Source organism: Streptomyces sp. ActVer, from assembly GCF_027270795.1.
In the GTDB taxonomy this organism is placed as follows: Bacteria; Actinomycetota; Actinomycetes; order Streptomycetales; family Streptomycetaceae; genus Streptomyces; species Streptomyces umbrinus_A.
On sequence record NZ_JAPWHT010000017.1, the window covers coordinates 1 to 14,807 of the forward strand.

General features: G+C 70.0%; 12 protein-coding genes and 1 pseudogene. 5 read left to right on the top strand and 8 right to left on the bottom strand.

The genetic code is table 11. The annotated features are described in order from the left end of the window. Positions 1–107: 107 nt before the first annotated feature. Positions 108–602 carry an LURP-one-related/scramblase family protein gene (locus tag O3Q52_RS04900; protein ID WP_269647546.1) on the bottom strand — a complete coding sequence of 165 codons (495 nt, stop codon included), beginning with the start codon at positions 600–602 and terminating at the stop codon, positions 108–110. Continuing rightward, positions 599–1,663, bottom strand: a complete 1,065-nt coding sequence (locus O3Q52_RS04905) for a GlxA family transcriptional regulator (RefSeq protein ID WP_269647547.1) — start codon at positions 1,661–1,663, stop codon at positions 599–601. The genes O3Q52_RS04900 and O3Q52_RS04905 overlap by 4 nt, the downstream gene beginning before the upstream one ends. A 52-nt stretch (positions 1,664–1,715) precedes the next feature. Between O3Q52_RS04905 and O3Q52_RS04910 the strand changes: the two genes are divergently transcribed. Continuing rightward, entirely contained in the window at positions 1,716–2,177 is a 462-nt protein-coding gene (locus O3Q52_RS04910; RefSeq protein ID WP_269647548.1) for a cupin domain-containing protein, read from the top strand. Between the two features lie 58 nt (positions 2,178–2,235). On the opposite strand, the gene O3Q52_RS04915 is transcribed toward O3Q52_RS04910, so the two are convergent. Both O3Q52_RS04915 and tnpA read right to left on the bottom strand, forming a co-directional pair. Then, on the bottom strand, positions 2,236–2,481 hold the full coding sequence (locus tag O3Q52_RS04915) for a DUF6458 family protein (protein ID WP_269647549.1): 246 nt from the start codon (positions 2,479–2,481) through the stop codon (positions 2,236–2,238). Between the two features lie 199 nt (positions 2,482–2,680). After that, positions 2,681–3,109, bottom strand: a complete 429-nt coding sequence (gene tnpA / locus O3Q52_RS04920) for an IS200/IS605 family transposase (RefSeq protein ID WP_269647550.1) — start codon at positions 3,107–3,109, stop codon at positions 2,681–2,683. Between the two features lie 50 nt (positions 3,110–3,159). On the opposite strand from tnpA, the gene O3Q52_RS04925 reads away from it, so the two are divergent. Next, complete coding sequence (locus tag O3Q52_RS04925) at positions 3,160–4,374, top strand: transposase (RefSeq protein ID WP_269647551.1); 1,215 nt, start codon at positions 3,160–3,162, stop codon at positions 4,372–4,374. Between the two features lie 75 nt (positions 4,375–4,449). Here O3Q52_RS04925 and O3Q52_RS04930 read toward each other — a convergent pair whose 3' ends face one another. Then, positions 4,450–5,748, bottom strand: coding sequence for a M18 family aminopeptidase (locus tag O3Q52_RS04930; protein WP_269647552.1), 1,299 nt, complete (start codon positions 5,746–5,748; stop codon positions 4,450–4,452). A 249-nt stretch (positions 5,749–5,997) separates the two neighbouring features. Further along, the gene (locus O3Q52_RS04935; protein ID WP_269647553.1) at positions 5,998–7,824 is read right to left on the bottom strand and encodes an acyl-CoA dehydrogenase; all 1,827 of its coding nucleotides are present in this window, start codon (positions 7,822–7,824) and stop codon (positions 5,998–6,000) included. A gap of 284 nt (positions 7,825–8,108) precedes the next feature. Here O3Q52_RS04935 and O3Q52_RS04940 point away from each other — a divergent pair, with 284 nt between their 5' ends. Next, positions 8,109–8,606: an SseB family protein gene (locus O3Q52_RS04940; RefSeq protein ID WP_269647588.1), complete on the top strand. Its 498-nt coding sequence runs from the start codon at positions 8,109–8,111 to the stop codon at positions 8,604–8,606. 218 nt (positions 8,607–8,824) lie between these two features. Further along, positions 8,825–9,796 (top strand): pirin family protein, encoded by a 972-nt coding sequence (locus tag O3Q52_RS04945; RefSeq protein WP_269647554.1) that lies wholly within the window; start codon positions 8,825–8,827, stop codon positions 9,794–9,796. A gap of 123 nt (positions 9,797–9,919) precedes the next feature. On the opposite strand, the gene O3Q52_RS04950 is transcribed toward O3Q52_RS04945, so the two are convergent. Continuing rightward, positions 9,920–11,296, bottom strand: coding sequence for a cytochrome P450 (locus tag O3Q52_RS04950; RefSeq protein ID WP_269647555.1), 1,377 nt, complete (start codon positions 11,294–11,296; stop codon positions 9,920–9,922). A gap of 92 nt (positions 11,297–11,388) precedes the next feature. Between O3Q52_RS04950 and O3Q52_RS04955 the strand changes: the two genes are divergently transcribed. Then, the gene (locus tag O3Q52_RS04955; RefSeq protein ID WP_269647556.1) at positions 11,389–12,549 is read left to right on the top strand and encodes an AI-2E family transporter; all 1,161 of its coding nucleotides are present in this window, start codon (positions 11,389–11,391) and stop codon (positions 12,547–12,549) included. Here the strand turns inward: O3Q52_RS04955 and O3Q52_RS04960 are convergent. After that, positions 12,543–14,666 (bottom strand): annotated as a pseudogene (locus O3Q52_RS04960) (SpoIIE family protein phosphatase); the annotation flags it as partial. The gene O3Q52_RS04955 and the pseudogene O3Q52_RS04960 overlap by 7 nt on opposite strands. Between the last annotated feature and the right edge of the window lie 141 nt (positions 14,667–14,807).

Below are 14,807 nucleotides of genomic sequence, written 5' to 3' on the forward strand. Positions count from 1 at the left end.
ACCCCCGCTCCTCAAACGCCGGAGGGGCTGAATTTCAGTGGGGGTCTGGGGGCGTCAGCCCCCAGGGGAAGGGAATGGGTAGGGGCGGCGGGGGCGAGGAATCCGTCTCAGTCCGAGTCCCGTTCCCTTTCCGCCAGGTGGATCACGCATACCGCCACTGCGATCAGCAGGGCGGGATCCGCGTCGTCGCGTACGACCTCGACGCCGTAGGTCTCCCGGACCCGCAGCCACCGGCGGGAGATGTGGGCGAGGAGTTCGCCGTCGTACTCGACGACGAACTCCCGGTCGAGGATCTTGCCGCTGACGTCGAGCTCGGTCCCGTCGGCGAGGGCCACGCGGTAGTGGTTGCGGAGGAGTGACAGCCGCTTGCGGCGGATGGTCGCCAGCGGCTCACCACCCCGTTCGATGACCATCGTGTCCCGCAGGGCGAGCATCTTCTTGTGGATGTCGATCAGCACCCGCCCCTGCGCGTCCTTCAGCTCGAAGGTGTCCCGCAGCCGCATCGCCTTGCCGTCGACGAGGAAGGCCTTGCGGCCGTGCTCGTCCTCGATCCAGTAGTCGTCACCGATGCCCAGGAGCCGGTCGCGTACGAGGAATTTCATGCTCTTAGCGGTTCCCCGGCAGCAGGTCCGAAACGCCGTCGGTAGGCCGACGGGCTGAGCCCGGTCTCGCGGCGCAGCCGGGTCCGCAGGTTGGCGGCGGTGCCGAGACCGCTGCGTTCCGCGACGACGTCCAGTCGTTCCTCGCCGCGTTCGATGAGCCGGCAGGCCAGCGCCACCCGTTCGCCCGTCAGCCACGCCAGTGGGGTCGTGCCCAGCTGGGCACGGAAGCGGCGGTGGAGTGTGGCGGGCGACACGGCCGCGTGCGTCGCGAGGTCCGCGACCGTCAGCGGTTCGCCGATCCGGGCCTGCGCCCAGGCCAGCAGCGGTGCCAGGGACTCGTCCCGGACGTCGGGAAGTGGGCGTTCGACGAACTGCCGCTGCCCGCCGTCGCGATGGGCGGCGAAGACGAGCCGCCGGGACACGGCGTTCGCGATCTCGGCGCCGTGGTCGCGGCGCACGATGTGCAGCCCGAGGTCGAGTGCGGCCGCGCTGCCCGCCGCCGTCAGCACGTCGCCTTCGTCGACGAAGAGCACGTCCGGCTCAAGCAGGACCTTCGGGTGGAGCTCCCGGAAGAGGTCGGCCCAGCGCCAGTGCGTGGTGGCCCGGCGCCCGTCAAGGATTCCGGCTTCGGCGAGCGCGAAGCTCCCGGTGCACAGGCTCACGACGCGGGCCCCGCGGGCGTGGGTGCGCCGGACGGCGTCGAGTACGGCCTCGCCGCGCGGCACGACGTTGTCGGGGCGGCCGGGGACGACGAGGGTCTCCGCGTCGTCCACCGCGTCGAGCCCGGGCACCCCGCTCAGCGTGAAGAAGCCGTGGTTCATCCGGACCCCGGGGGTGGGGGTGCACAGCGTCAGCTCGTACAGCGGCTGGGGCAGACCGAGTTCGGGCCTCGGCAGTCCGAACAGCTCGGTCGCGACGCCCACTTCGAAGGGGTTGGTGCCCTCGTCGACGATCACGGCGACGCGGTGCGGCCGCCGCCCCTGAGACGAAGGCGGAGCAAGCAGCGCAGGCGGAGCAGACGGAGCAGGCGGAGTCGAGTGCTGCGAGGATCCTTGCGGCATGTGCGATTTCTAGCACTCGTATGCCCGGGCCGTCCGGCCGCACGATGAACCCATGGCCCAGACCCGAGCGACCCAGCCTCAAGCCACCCAGCCTCAAGCCACCCAGCCCCAAGCCGCCCAGAACAGCGAACCCGTCTCCCTCGCCGCCGCGCTCGCCTCCTTCGACGACCTGTGGAGCCCGCGCATCGTCACCGCCGTCAACGACTACGACGTACGCCTCGCGAAGGTCGAGGGCGAGCACGTCTGGCACACCCACGACCACACCGACGAGTTCTTCCTGGTCGTGGAGGGCGAACTGCGCATCGCCCTGCGCGAGCCCGGCGGCGAGCGCACGGTGGTCCTGCCCAAGGGGTCGCTCTTCACGGTCCCGCGCGGCACCGAGCACAAGCCGAGTTCACCCTCCGGCGCGGCGATCCTCGTCATCGAGCCCACCGGCACGCTGTCGGTCGGGGACCGCCACGAGGAGGTCCCCGACCATGTGGACGCCACCACCGGACACGTGCTGAACAGCTGATTCGTACGGCGGTCGGATGCCGGAGCCGTCGGTGGTCGGATGCTGAGGTCGTCGGTGATCAGGCGCCGTAACCGTCGCTGTACCCGCCGCGGCTGCGCTGCTCCTCGGTGACCACCGGTGTGGTGGGCGGTACCACGACCCGGCGCCGCTTGGCGATGCTGCTGAACGTCGCCACACCGATCAGCCCGACGATCATGAAGATGATGCCGACCAGGTCGAGGTTGACCCCCTGCATGTCCCAGTCGGTCGCGAACGTGAGGATCGCCCCTGCGGCGATCAGAATGATGCACCCGCCCAGGCCCATGGGTGTCGCCTCCTGTTTGAAACACAGTTCGTTCCGGGCCCGGAGACCGTGCGGTTCCCGGGTCCGGGGCGAGTACCCGGACCGCGTCCCTCCATCCCTTGTTCTTCGCAGGGAATCCCGGCCTTCAGGCCGGGCGGGAATGTGATCCTCGGCCCGGAGGCGCGAAGCGCCGGAGATCACTGCGCCTGTGTGATGACGGTCAGGCCGGTCGCTTCTGGTTCTCGATGTAGTCCTTGACGATGCTCAACGGTGCGCCGCCGCAGGACGCGGCGAAGTAGGACGGGGACCAGAACACCGAGCCTGTCCCGATTCGGTTGATCCGGTCGATGTACTCCGCGCGCAGGTATCGGGAGCTGACGCCCTTGAGGCTGTTGACGAGCTTGGACAGGGAGATTTTCGGCGGGTAGTGCACGAGCAGGTGAACGTGATCGCCTTCGCCGTTGAACTCCCGCAGCTCCGCGCCGAAGCTCTCGCACACGTCCCGCATGATCTCCTCGCAGCGCGTCAGCATCTCACCGTTGAAGATCTCCCGCCGGTACTTCGTGACGAACACCAAGTGTGCATGGAGGTTGAAAATGACATGATTCCCCCTTCGGACATCGGGATCTGGTTCCCAGCGCGGTGACATACACCAAGTGTAGTAGGATCAAGCGATCCCGACCGGAGGGGGTGGGCTGGATGATCCGTGCGTACAAGTTCCTCCTGCGGCCCACCGTCCGCCAGGCCCAGGCACTCGCTGAGATGCTGCGGGACCACTGCTCCCTCTACAACGCGGCGTTGCAGGAACGCCGCGATGCCTACCGGCATGTCTCGAAGACCACCGTCAAGTACGGGATGCAGTCGGCGCAGCTCAAGGAGATCCGGGCGTTCGACCCTGAGCGTCAGGGCCGCTGGTCGTTCAGCTCGCAGCAGGCCACCCTGCGCCGCCTGGACAAGGCGTTCGCCGCGTTCTTCCGCCGGGTCAAGTCCGGTGAGGTTCCCGGCTATCCGCGCTTTCGCGGGGTGAACTGGTTCGACACGGTGGACTTCCCGAAGGACGGGGACGGCTGCCGGTGGAACTCCACTCCGCACGACCCGACCGCCCGCGTCCGCTTCCAGGGCGTGGGCCACGTCAGGGTCAACCAGCACCGCCCGGTGTTGGGAAAGGTCAAGACCATCAGTGTCAAGCGTGAGGGCAAGCGCTGGTACGTCGTGCTGACCGCCGAGCAGGCTGCACCGGAGCCGCTGCCGACGACAGGCTCCGTGGCCGGTATCGACCTGGGCATCGCGAACTTCCTCGCCGACTCGAACGGCGCTTTCGTGCCCAACCCGCGCCACGGCCGCCGTGCATCCGAGAAGCTCAAGGCAGCGCAGCAGGCCCTGTCCCGGTTCCCGCGCTGCAAGGCGAAGGACCGGACCGCTAACCACCAGCGCGCGGTGGACAAGGTTGCCCAGATGCACGGCAAGGTGCACCGCCAGCGGCTCGACCACGCCCACAAGACCGCCCTCGGCCTGGTCCGCGCGCACGACTTCATCGCGCACGAAGACCTCAAGATCTGCAACATGAGCAAGGCCCCGGAACCCAAGCCCGACCCCGGCCGGCCGGGCACCTTCCTGCCCAACGGGGCGGCCGCCAAAGCCGGGCTCAACAAGTCGATCAACGATGCCGGATGGGGGGTGTTCCTGACGATCCTGCACGCCAAGGCTGAAAGCGCTGGACGGGAAGTGATCGCCGTGGACCCCCGCAACACCTCCCGTGAGTGCCCCGAATGCGGGCACACCGCCAAGGAGAACCGGCCCACACAGGAAAAGTTCCACTGCGTCGCCTGCGGCCACCACGCGCACGCCGACACCGTGGCAGCCACCAACGTTCTACGGGCCGGGCTGGTCCGTCGCAACGCCAACCCGGCATAGCGAGAAGCCCCCGGCCTCAGCCGGGGGAGGAGTCACGCAGGGGAGATCTCCGCGGCCTGCCCCTCCGGAGCTCGCCTACCCCTCCAGGAACCCCACCAACGAGTTCGCCAGCAGGAACGGGTCGGTGGCGCCGCAGAGTTCGCGGGCGCTGTGCATGGAGAGGATGGCCACGCCGATGTCGACCGTCTTGATGCCGTGGCGGGCCGCGGTGATGGGACCGATGGTGGTGCCGCAGGGCATGGAGTTGTTGGAGACGAAGGTCTGGAAGGGCACGTCGGCCCTCTCGCAGGCGGCGGCCCACACGGCGCGGCCCGAACCGTCCGTCGCGTAGCGGTTGTTGACGTTCACCTTGAGGATCGGGCCGCCGCCCGCGCGCGGGTGGTGCGTCGGGTCGTGCCGCTCGGCGTAGTTCGGGTGCACGGCGTGGCCCGTGTCGGAGGAGAGACAGACCGTGCCGGCGAAGGCGCGGGCCCTGTCCTCGTACGAGCCGCCGCGCGCGAACACCGAACGCTCCAGCACGCTGCCCAGCAGCGGCCCGTCCGCCCCCGTGTCCGACTGCGAGCCGTTCTCCTCGTGGTCGAACGCCGCGAGGACCGGGATGTAGGAGAGGGCCTCGTCGGCCGTCGCCACGCCGGCCAGCGCCGCCGTACCGGCGTGCACGGACAGCAGGTTGTCCATGCGCGGGCCCGCGAGCAGCTCCTTGTCGCGGCCCAGGTAGGCGGGCGGTTCGATGGAGTGGACCATCAGGTCCCAGCCGGTGGTCTCGCCCTCGGTGAGCCCCGACTCCTCCTCCAGGAAGCGGATCAGGTCGCCGTCGCGCACGTCGTCGCCCAGGCCCCAGATGGGCTGCAGATGCCGCTGCTTGTCGAGCTTGAGGCCGTCCGAGGTGACGGACCGGTCCAGGTGGATGGCGAGTTGGGGCACGCGCAGCAGCGGCCGGTCGATGTTCACCAGGCGCGTCGAGCCGTCCCGGAGCGACAGCCGTCCGGCGAGGCCCAGGTCCCGGTCGAGCCAGGAGTTGAGCAACGGACCGCCGTAGACCTCGACCGCGACCTGGCGCCAGCCGTGCGCACCGCTGTCCGGGCGCGGTTTCACCCGCAGGTTGGGGGAGTCGGTGTGCGCCCCGACGATGCGGAAGGGGGTGTGCGGCTCGGCGCCCTCCGGCACGTACCAGGCGATGATCGCGCCCCCGCGCAGCACGTACTTTCCACCGCTCGTCCCGTCCCACGCGTCGGTCTCCGCGACCTGCCGGAAGCCCGCCTTCTCCAGCCGCTCGGCGGCGTTCGCCACGGCGTGGTACGGGGACGGGCTCGCCGCCAGGAAGGACATGAGGTCGTCGGTGTGTCCGCGGTCGAAGCGTGGGGGTGTGCGCATGGGTTCACCTTAACGACGTACGAAGGCCCGCCCCCGGGGATGGGAACGGGCCTTCGTGAGGGGTGTGTACAGACGGTGGGACGGGTCCGGACGTTCGGCGCGAACGCGACGGCTCACGGCCTGATCGCCGACCCTGCGGGTGCGTGGGGGCTGGTCGCGCAGTTCCCCGCGCCCCTGAAGAAAGGCGGGGGCCGCGCCCCGCCTTTCTTCAGGGCCCCGGGGGCCGCAGCCCCCAGAGGTGGGCCCCGGTCAGAACGCCGACTCGTCCAGCTCCATCAGGTCCAGCTCGACGCCCTCGGCGAGCTTGCGCGCACCGGTGACGCCCGGCAGGACGTTCGCAGCGAAGAACTTCGCCGCGGCGATCTTGCCGGTGTAGAACGGCCGGTCCTTCGCCGAGGCCGTCTCCAGCTTCTCGGCGGCGACGGCGGCACCCTTCAGGAGCAGGTAGCCGACGACGACGTCACCGGAGGCCATCAGCAGGCGGGTGCTGTTGAGACCGACCTTGTAGATGTTCTTGACGTCCTGCTCGGTCGCCGCGAGGTCGGTGAGCATCAGGCCGACGATGGCCTCCAGCTCTACGGCCGCCTTGGCGAGGTGCTCGCGGGCGCCGGACAGCTCCTCGCCGCCGGTGCCGAGCGCCAGGAACTTCTTGATGTCCTCGGCGAGGGAGTTGAGGGCCGCGCCCTGGTTGCGGACGATCTTCCGGAAGAAGAAGTCCTGGCCCTGGATCGCGGTCGTGCCCTCGTACAGGGTGTCGATCTTGGCGTCGCGGATGTACTGCTCGATCGGGTACTCCTGCAGGAAGCCGGAGCCGCCGTAGGTCTGCAGGGACTGGGCGAGCTGCTCGTAGCCCTTCTCGGAGCCGTAGCCCTTCACGATCGGCAGGAGCAGGTCGTTGAGGGCCTCCAGGGCGGACGCGTCCTCGCCCTCGGCCTCCTTGACCTGGATCTCGTCCTGGAGCGCGGCGGTGTGCAGCACCAGGGCGCGCATGCCCTCCGCGTACGCCTTCTGCGTCATCAGCGAGCGGCGCACGTCCGGGTGGTGCGTGATGGTGACCTTGGGCGCGGTCTTGTCCATGAACTGCGCGAGGTCGGGGCCCTGGACGCGCTCCTTGGCGTACTCCAGAGCGTTCAGGTAGCCCGTCGACAGCGTCGAGATGGCCTTCGTGCCGACCATCATGCGGGCGAACTCGATGATGCGGAACATCTGGCGGATGCCGTCGTGCTTGTCGCCGATGAGCCAGCCCTTGGCCGGGTGGCGGTCGCCGAACGTCATCTCGCACGTGTTGGAGGCCTTGAGGCCCATCTTGTGCTCGACGTTCGTCGCGTACGCGCCGTTGCGCTCGCCCAGCTCGCCGGTCTCGAAGTCGAACTCGTACTTCGGGACGAGGAAGAGGGACAGGCCCTTGGTGCCGGGGCCGGCGCCCTCGGGACGCGCGAGCACGTAGTGGAGGATGTTCTCCGACATGTCGTGCTCACCGGACGTGATGAAGCGCTTGACGCCCTCGATGTGCCAGGAGCCGTCCGCCTGCTCGACCGCCTTCGTACGCCCCGCGCCCACGTCCGAGCCGGCGTCCGGCTCGGTGAGCACCATGGTGGAGCCCCACTGCTTGTCCACGGCGATCTTCGCGATGTGCTTCTGCACCTCGTTGCCCTCGTCGAAGAGGATGCCCGCGAAGGCGGGGCCGGAGGAGTACATCCACACGGCGGGGTTGGCGCCGAGCACCAGCTCCGCGTACGCCCAGATCAGGGAGCGGGGGGCGGTGGTGCCGCCGATCTCCTCGGGGAGGCCGAGCCGCCAGTACTCGGAGTCCATGAAGGCCTGGTAGGACTTCTTGAAGGATGCCGGGACGGGCGCCGTGTTGGTCTCCGGGTCGAAGACCGGAGGGTTGCGGTCGGCGTCCGCGAAGGACTCCGCCAGCTCGTTCTCCGAGAGGCGCGTCAGCTCTTCGAGGATGCTCTTGGCGGTCTCGGTGTCCATCTCCGCGAACGGGCCGGTGCCGTACAGCTTGTCGCGCCCGAGCACCTCGAAGAGGTTGAACTCGATGTCGCGGAGATTCGACTTGTAGTGCCCCATGGCGACGGCTCCGTAAGGGATCGGGGAGGTGGTGAGTCCTCGGTGACGAGTCCTCGCACCTGGTTCGAGTCTTTCGAGTCTGGCGCGCATCTGGTTCGCGTACCAACTAGTAGCTACGATGATGCTACCCGTCGGTAATAAGAATCAACCCCTGATTGCCCAAGTGTGAGCAGGGTCTACATTTCGGGGTCCACCTTCGGGTGGGAGTACACGGCTCCGCCACCTGTTCGAGGAAATCCGCCGTGGACGACCGGGCGGCCCGCCCCGCCAGTACTCTTGCCCCCATGTACGGCTACGACCAGAACGTGGGACCGGGGCAGCAGCAGTACACGCAGCCCCAGCCGCCGCCGCAGCAGCAAATGCCCGGTGGTGTCGGAGGCGTCGGCGGGTACGGCCAGCAGCCGCCGCTCTACCCCGAACCGTCGCCGCCGTCGCTCGCGGACGCGGTGCGCGCGTTCACCACGGGGTCGCTGACCCCCGAGGACTTCCAGCAGGTCTTCGCCACCTCCAAGGTCTACTGCCCGCGCGGTGACAACCCCGGATTCCTGGCGCTGCACAACACCCAGCAGCCCGTGATCCCGATGTTCACCTCGCTCAAGGAACTGCGCCGGTACGCCGGCAAGGAGTCCAAGTACTTCGTGGTCATCGGCGCCGAGGTGATCGACCTGCTCCCCACCGGCTACGGCTTCGTCCTCGACATGGAGGGCGAGCACCGCATCGTCTTCGACGCCAAGGCGGTCGAGCAGATGGTCGACTTCGCCATGCGCCGGATGTACGGCTGACCGCGGCTGCTCCACAGACGGCCGACAGGCACCGCCACGCGCAGACGGCAAGCGCGTACTGCCCGGTAGGAACGGCCCGCACGACCGGTTCGCACAACCGGCCCGCACGAACCGCTCCACACCGGAACGCCCGGAGGGAATGCCCTCCGGGCGTTCTGCGTTCCAGGTGGCAGAAAGTTCGACATTCAACTAAACTTCGAGCACAAGGAGGTACCGACATGCCTGCAGTGACCGTCGAGAACCCGCTGACCCTGCCCCGTGTGGCCGCGTCGACCGAGGCCGTGGCACGTCCTGTGCTCGCCGTGACCACCGCGCCGAGCGGCTTCGAGGGTGAGGGCTTCCCGGTCCGCCGCGCGTTCGCCGGGATCAACTACCGCCATCTCGACCCGTTCATCATGATGGACCAGATGGGTGAGGTGGAGTACGCGCCGGGCGAGCCCAAGGGCACCCCCTGGCACCCCCACCGCGGCTTCGAGACCGTGACCTACATCATCGACGGCGTCTTCGACCACCAGGACTCGAACGGTGGCGGCGGCACCATCACCAACGGCGACACCCAGTGGATGACCGCGGGCTCGGGCCTTCTGCACATCGAGGCCCCGCCGGAGGCGCTCGTCCTGTCGGGCGGTCTCTTCCACGGGCTCCAGCTGTGGGTGAACCTGCCGGCCAAGGACAAGATGATGGCGCCGCGCTACCAGGACATCCGCGGCGGCTCGGTCCAGCTGCTCAGCACGCCCGACGGCGGCGCGCTCCTGCGCGTCATCGCCGGTGAGCTGGACGGCCACCAGGGTCCCGGCATCACGCACACGCCGATCACCATGATCCACGCGACCGTGGCGCCCGGCGCCGAGCTCACGCTCCCGTGGCGCGAGGACTTCAACGCCCTCGCGTACGTGATGGCAGGACGCGGCAGTGTCGGTGCGGACCGTCGCCCGGTCCACACCGGGCAGACCACCGTCTTCGGCGCGGGTTCGTCGCTGACCGTCCGCGCGGACGAGAAGCAGGACGCCAACACCCCGGACCTGGAGGTCGTCATCCTGGGCGGCCAGCCGATCCGGGAGCCGATGGCCCACTACGGCCCCTTCGTGATGAACACCCGCGAGGAGCTGCAGCAGGCCTTCGACGACTTCCAGAAGGGGCGGCTGGGGACCATTCCCGCCGTGCACGGAATGACGGAGGGCGGGCTGTAGTCGCCCGTTCGACGCCCTCTCGACCCCCGGTCCGCGGTCGGCCCGCAGGGTCCGGTGCAGCACGAGACAGGCCCGAAGCCGCAGGTTCGTCCTGCGACTTCGGGCCTGTTTCGTTGTGTGCGGTCAGCCGCGGGCCCGCACCCGTACCCGTGCCGGACCCGTCGCCTGGAGGGTGATTCCCGCTGCCAGGGGGACCTCCGTGTCCAGGGCCTCCAGTTCGTACGAGCGCAGCAGGGCCGCCAGGGCCAGTACGGACTCCAGCATCGAGAAGTACTGGCCGATGCAGGCACGCGGGCCGCCGCCGAAGGGGAACCAGGCGTAGCGGTGGCGGGCCGCCTCCCGCTCGGGGGTGAAGCGGTCGGGGTCGAAGCGTTCCGGGTCGTCCCACAGGTCCGGGTGGCGGTGGGTGACCCAGGGCAGGACCAGGACGTCCGCGCCCGCCGGGATCAGGTGCCCGTCGACCTCCGCGGCCTCGACGGACCGGCGGCCGACCACCGGAGCGGCCGGATACAGCCGCATGGACTCCTTCAGCACCCTTGTCAGGTACGGGAGTTCGTCGAGGTCGGCGGCCGAGGGCGGCCGCCCCGACGGCAGCCGGTCGGCCTCCTCCTGGGCCCGCTTCTGGGCCTCCGGGTGGCGGGCGAGGAGATGGAGCGCGAAGGCCATGGACGTCGCGGTGGTCTCGTGGCCCGCGACCAGGAAGACCAGCACCTGGTTGCGGAGTTCGGCCGCGTCGAGGCTGCCGTCCTCCTCGCTGCCCGCCCGGGCCAGAAGGGAGAGCAGGTCGTCGCCCTCGGCGGAGGCGGTCCCGGCCGTCGCGTCGGCCGCCCTGCGCTCCGCGATGATCCGGTCGCAGACCGCGTACACCGTCTGGGACGCGGCCCCGGCCCGGCGGTTGGACGGGAGGGGCCAGGAACGCGGCAGGTTGACGGGGGAGAAGCCGCGCCGCGTCACGTACTCGCTGACCACGGGGAAGTTGTCGTGGATGACGTCGACCGTGGCCTCGACGTCCGCGCCGAACAGGATGCGGGAGACCGTGCGCAGCGCGAGCCGGTCCATCTCCCGGACCACGTCGACGACGCCGTCGGCCGCGTCCCGCCAGCGCTCGACCGCGCCGTCGGCCTCCAGTGTCACCGCCGTGGCATAGGTGTCCACCTGCCGTTTCGTGAACAGCGGCTGGATCAGACGGCGTTGGCGCCGGTAGTCGGCGTCCTGCGCGGTGAGCAGGCCGTTGCCGGCGGACTGCCGCAGCTCCTCGTAGAACTGGTTGTCCTTGCGGAAGTTGGCCGCCTGCGAGGCAAGGATCTGCTGAACGCCCTCCGCGGAGAAGACGCAGTGCAGCACCGTACGGACTCCCGGCGGCCCCGCGGAGAGACGCACCACGTCGCCGTGGTCCCGCCGGGCCCGGAGGAAGACGTCCAGCGAATCGCGCCGGAGATCGAGTGCCGAGCCGAGCAGGGGGAGGCCTTTGGGCCCTGGTATCTCAGTGATGGCGGCCATGGTTCGCATCATTGCGCACCCGTCCCCCGGCAGGTCCCCCTTTCAGCCCCTCCCGGAGCGCCGCCCCGACTGACGCATGGTCAGGTGGAGCCGTGCAGCCCCTGCTTCCGGAATCCGCCCGGCTCCTGCCCGAACCCGTACGCCGCGTGGCCGCCTGGTGCGTCGTCGCTCTGCTGGTGACCGGGGTCGTGGTGGTCGGGGTGCGGCTGTGCGTCGAGTTCAAGACCGCGGTGGTGCCGGTGCTGCTCGCGCTGCTCGGGACGGCGCTGCTCCGGCCGCTGTACGGGCGGCTGGTGCGGGCGAAGGTGAACCGGTCGATCGCGGCCGGTGTGACCTGCGCCGCCGTGCTCGCCGTCGTCGGCGGGGCCACGTACATCGTGGTGGCCGCGCTGATCGACACCGGTGACGAGATCACCGCCTCGCTCAAGCAGGCCGCCGAGTCGCTGTCCGAGCACTTCGGGGCGGCCGGCACCTCGCTCGACGACCTCGCCTCCAACGCCAAGGAGCTGCTGGGCAAGTTCGGCGGGACGGCGGCGTCCGGGGTGATCAGCGGGATCAGCGTCGTGGGCCAGGCCATCGCCATGGCCGTCCTCGCGCTGCTGCTCGTCTTCTTCTTCCTGCGGGACTCGCACCGGGCGGCCGGGACCCTGCGCTCGCTGGTGCCGCGGGGCTCGGGCGACATGGCCGAGGCGATGGCGCGGCGGGCGTACCGGGCCGTCGAGGGGTTCATGCGCGGGACGACGTTCATTGCGCTCATCGACGCGATCTGCATCACCGTGGGCCTGCTCGTGCTGCGGGTGCCGGGGGCCGTCGGGCTCGGTGCGCTCGTGTTCGTCGGTGCGTACATCCCGTACCTGGGCGCTTTTCTCTCCGGCGCGGTGGCGATTCTGGTGGCCCTCGCGGACCGGGGTTTCGTGATCGCGCTGTGGGCGCTGGGGGTCGTCCTGGCCGTGCAGGTCCTTGAGGGGCATGTGCTCCAGCCGATGATCCAGAGCCGGACCGTGCAGATGCACCCCGCCGTCGTCATGCTGGCGATCACCGCGGGTGCGTCCGTGGCGGGCATCCTCGGAATGCTGCTGGCGGTGCCCCTGACGGCGGCGGCGTTCGGGGTGATGGCGGAACTGCGGGGGCGTTACGCGTTTCCGGGGACCTCGGAGACGTCGGAGACCCCGGAGAAGCCGGGAACCCCGGGCTCGGCCTCGCCGCCCGGCTCCTCCCCGCCCGGCTCCTCCCCGTCCGGCTCCTCCTCGTAGAGCTCGAACCAGATGCTCTTGCCCTCGCCCCGCGGGTCCACCCCCCACGCGTCCGCGAGCAGCTCCATCAGCATCAGGCCCCGCCCGGAGGACGCCAGTTCGCCGGGGTGCCGCTTGTGGGGCAGGTCGTCGCTCCCGTCCGTCACCTGGATCCGTATCCGACGTGCCCCCGGCCCGCCCGTCATCTCGGCGACGAGCAGCGCGTCCGCGTCGGTGTGGACGAGGACATTCGTGATCATCTCGGAGACCAGCAGGACCGCCGAGTCGACCTGGTCGGCGGAGGCCCAGTCGTGCAGGAACTCCCGCAGCTGCTGCCGGGCTCCCGCGACCCGCTCGTGCTCGGCCTGTGCGACGGTCACCATGGTCCGGCGTACGGAGGGCCGCTCGGTCAGGGTGCCCCCGAGGTCGCTGTGCTCCCCCGCCCTGTTCAGCAGCAGCACCGCTATGTCGTCCTCGCGGCGGTCCACCAGCGGCCCGGTCGTGTGGTGGGAGGAGGGCCCGTGCACGGCCTGGACCAGCGCGTCGGCGAGCTCCTCCATGTCGCCGTCGTGGCTCTCCAGGATCCTGCGGATCCGCCGCCAGCCGGTGTCCAGGTCGTGCCCGCCGGTCTCGATGAGCCCGTCCGTGCAGATCAGCATGGTCTCGCCGGGCTCCAGGACGAGCCGCGTCGTCGGATAGTCGGCGTCCGGATCGATGCCGAGCGGCAGCCCGCCCGCGGTCGGCCGGGTCAGCACGGTCCCGTCGGCCATGCGTATCGCCGGGTCCGGATGCCCGGCCCTGGCTATCTCCAGGACCCCGCTCTCCGGATCGACCTCCACGTACAGGCAGGTCGCGAAGCGCAGGTCCGCGACCTCCTCGTTGTACGTGATCCCGTACAGGAAGCGTGAGGCGCGGGAGAGGACCGCGTCCGGGCGGTGTCCCTCGGAGGCGTACGCCCGCAGTGCGATCCGGAGCTGGCCCATCAGTCCGGCGGCGCGTACGTCATGGCCCTGGACGTCGCCGATGACCAGGGCGAAGCGGCCACCCTCGGGGCTGTTCCGGGAGGTGCCGCCGGGCAGCGGGATCATGTCGTACCAGTCGCCGCCCACCTGGAGTCCGCCGCCGGTGGGCACGTACCGGGCCGCGACGCTCATGCCCGGGATCTGCGGCCCCAGGGTGGGCAGCATCGAGCGCTGGAGGCCGTCCGTGAGCTCCCGCTCGGACTCGGCGACCCCGGCCCGCGAGAGGGCCTGTGCCAGCATCCGCGCCACCGTCGTCAGCACGGAACGCTCGTCGGGCGTGAACGTGACGGGGTACGTGAAGGCCGCCATCCACGCGCCCATCGTGCGGCCCGCGAACGTGAGCGGCAGGAACGCCCAGGACTGGCGGTCGAAGTGCTGGGCGAGCGGCCAGGCGGCCGGATAGCGGTCCCGGTAGTGGTCGGGCGAGGAGAGATAGACGGCACGGCCGGTGCGGACGACCTCCGCGGCCGGATAGTCCGTGTCCAGCGGCATCTGGGTGAACGGCTCCTCGTCCCCGGGGTTGTGCCCGTGGTGGCCTATGACCGTCAGCCGGTCGCCCTCCGCGCCGAAGACCGCGAGCCCGTCCGGCGAGAAACCGGGCATCGACAGGCCCGCCGCGACCCGCAGCACCTCCGCCGTGGACCGCGCCTCGGCCAGCGCCCGCCCCGCGTCCAGCAGGAACGCCTCCCGCGAGCGTCTCCAGTCACCCGTGACCGGCGTACGCGCGGCGGAGCCCGGCTGCGGTTCGGTGACCTCCTGCATGGTGCCGATCAGCTGGTACGACCTGGTGCCCGGGTCGATCGACGGCTTGGAACGGCTGCGTACGGTACGGATCACATGGCCCTGCTCGTCCATGACCCTCAGCCGCAGCTCGGCGAGTGTGCCCTCGACGACGGCGAGCTGGACGACCCCGTTGACCTCGTTCCAGTCGACGGGGTGGAAACGGGCGCGTACACCTGCCTCCGTGAGCACGGTCGGCTCCGCGGGCAGGCCGAGGAGCCGGGCGGCCTCGGCGTCGAGGGTGACCTTCCCGGCGGCGTCGTCCCACCTCCACAGGCCGGTGGCGAGGGTGGCGAGGACGTCCCCCACTGAGGGAAGGGGATCACCGATGCGCATTGCCCCACTGTATGGAGAGGTGAACGAAAGCTGCCACCGAGGCAGGTGAGACGCGGATGAGCACCCAGGGCCGGCAAGGTGGCGGAACTATTGCGAACGGCGATCTTGGGGCGGCCGGTAGGCTTGCTGTGTTTCACGTGA

What these genes read in the sequence shown, in the direction of transcription:
- tnpA (WP_269647550.1), bottom strand. Translation starts at nt 3,109, where the DNA reads ATGTCACCGCGCTGGGAACCAGATCCCGATGTCCGAAGGGGGAATCAT.
- O3Q52_RS04925 (WP_269647551.1), top strand. Translation starts at nt 3,160, where the DNA reads ATGATCCGTGCGTACAAGTTCCTCCTGCGGCCCACCGTCCGCCAGGCC.
- O3Q52_RS04940 (WP_269647588.1), top strand. Translation starts at nt 8,109, where the DNA reads ATGTACGGCTACGACCAGAACGTGGGACCGGGGCAGCAGCAGTACACG.
- O3Q52_RS04950 (WP_269647555.1), bottom strand. Translation starts at nt 11,296, where the DNA reads ATGGCCGCCATCACTGAGATACCAGGGCCCAAAGGCCTCCCCCTGCTC.
- O3Q52_RS04945 (WP_269647554.1), top strand. Translation starts at nt 8,825, where the DNA reads ATGCCTGCAGTGACCGTCGAGAACCCGCTGACCCTGCCCCGTGTGGCC.
- O3Q52_RS04905 (WP_269647547.1), bottom strand. Translation starts at nt 1,663, where the DNA reads ATGCCGCAAGGATCCTCGCAGCACTCGACTCCGCCTGCTCCGTCTGCT.
- O3Q52_RS04915 (WP_269647549.1), bottom strand. Translation starts at nt 2,481, where the DNA reads ATGGGCCTGGGCGGGTGCATCATTCTGATCGCCGCAGGGGCGATCCTC.
- O3Q52_RS04910 (WP_269647548.1), top strand. Translation starts at nt 1,716, where the DNA reads ATGGCCCAGACCCGAGCGACCCAGCCTCAAGCCACCCAGCCTCAAGCC.
- O3Q52_RS04935 (WP_269647553.1), bottom strand. Translation starts at nt 7,824, where the DNA reads ATGGGGCACTACAAGTCGAATCTCCGCGACATCGAGTTCAACCTCTTC.
- O3Q52_RS04930 (WP_269647552.1), bottom strand. Translation starts at nt 5,748, where the DNA reads ATGCGCACACCCCCACGCTTCGACCGCGGACACACCGACGACCTCATG.
- O3Q52_RS04900 (WP_269647546.1), bottom strand. Translation starts at nt 602, where the DNA reads ATGAAATTCCTCGTACGCGACCGGCTCCTGGGCATCGGTGACGACTAC.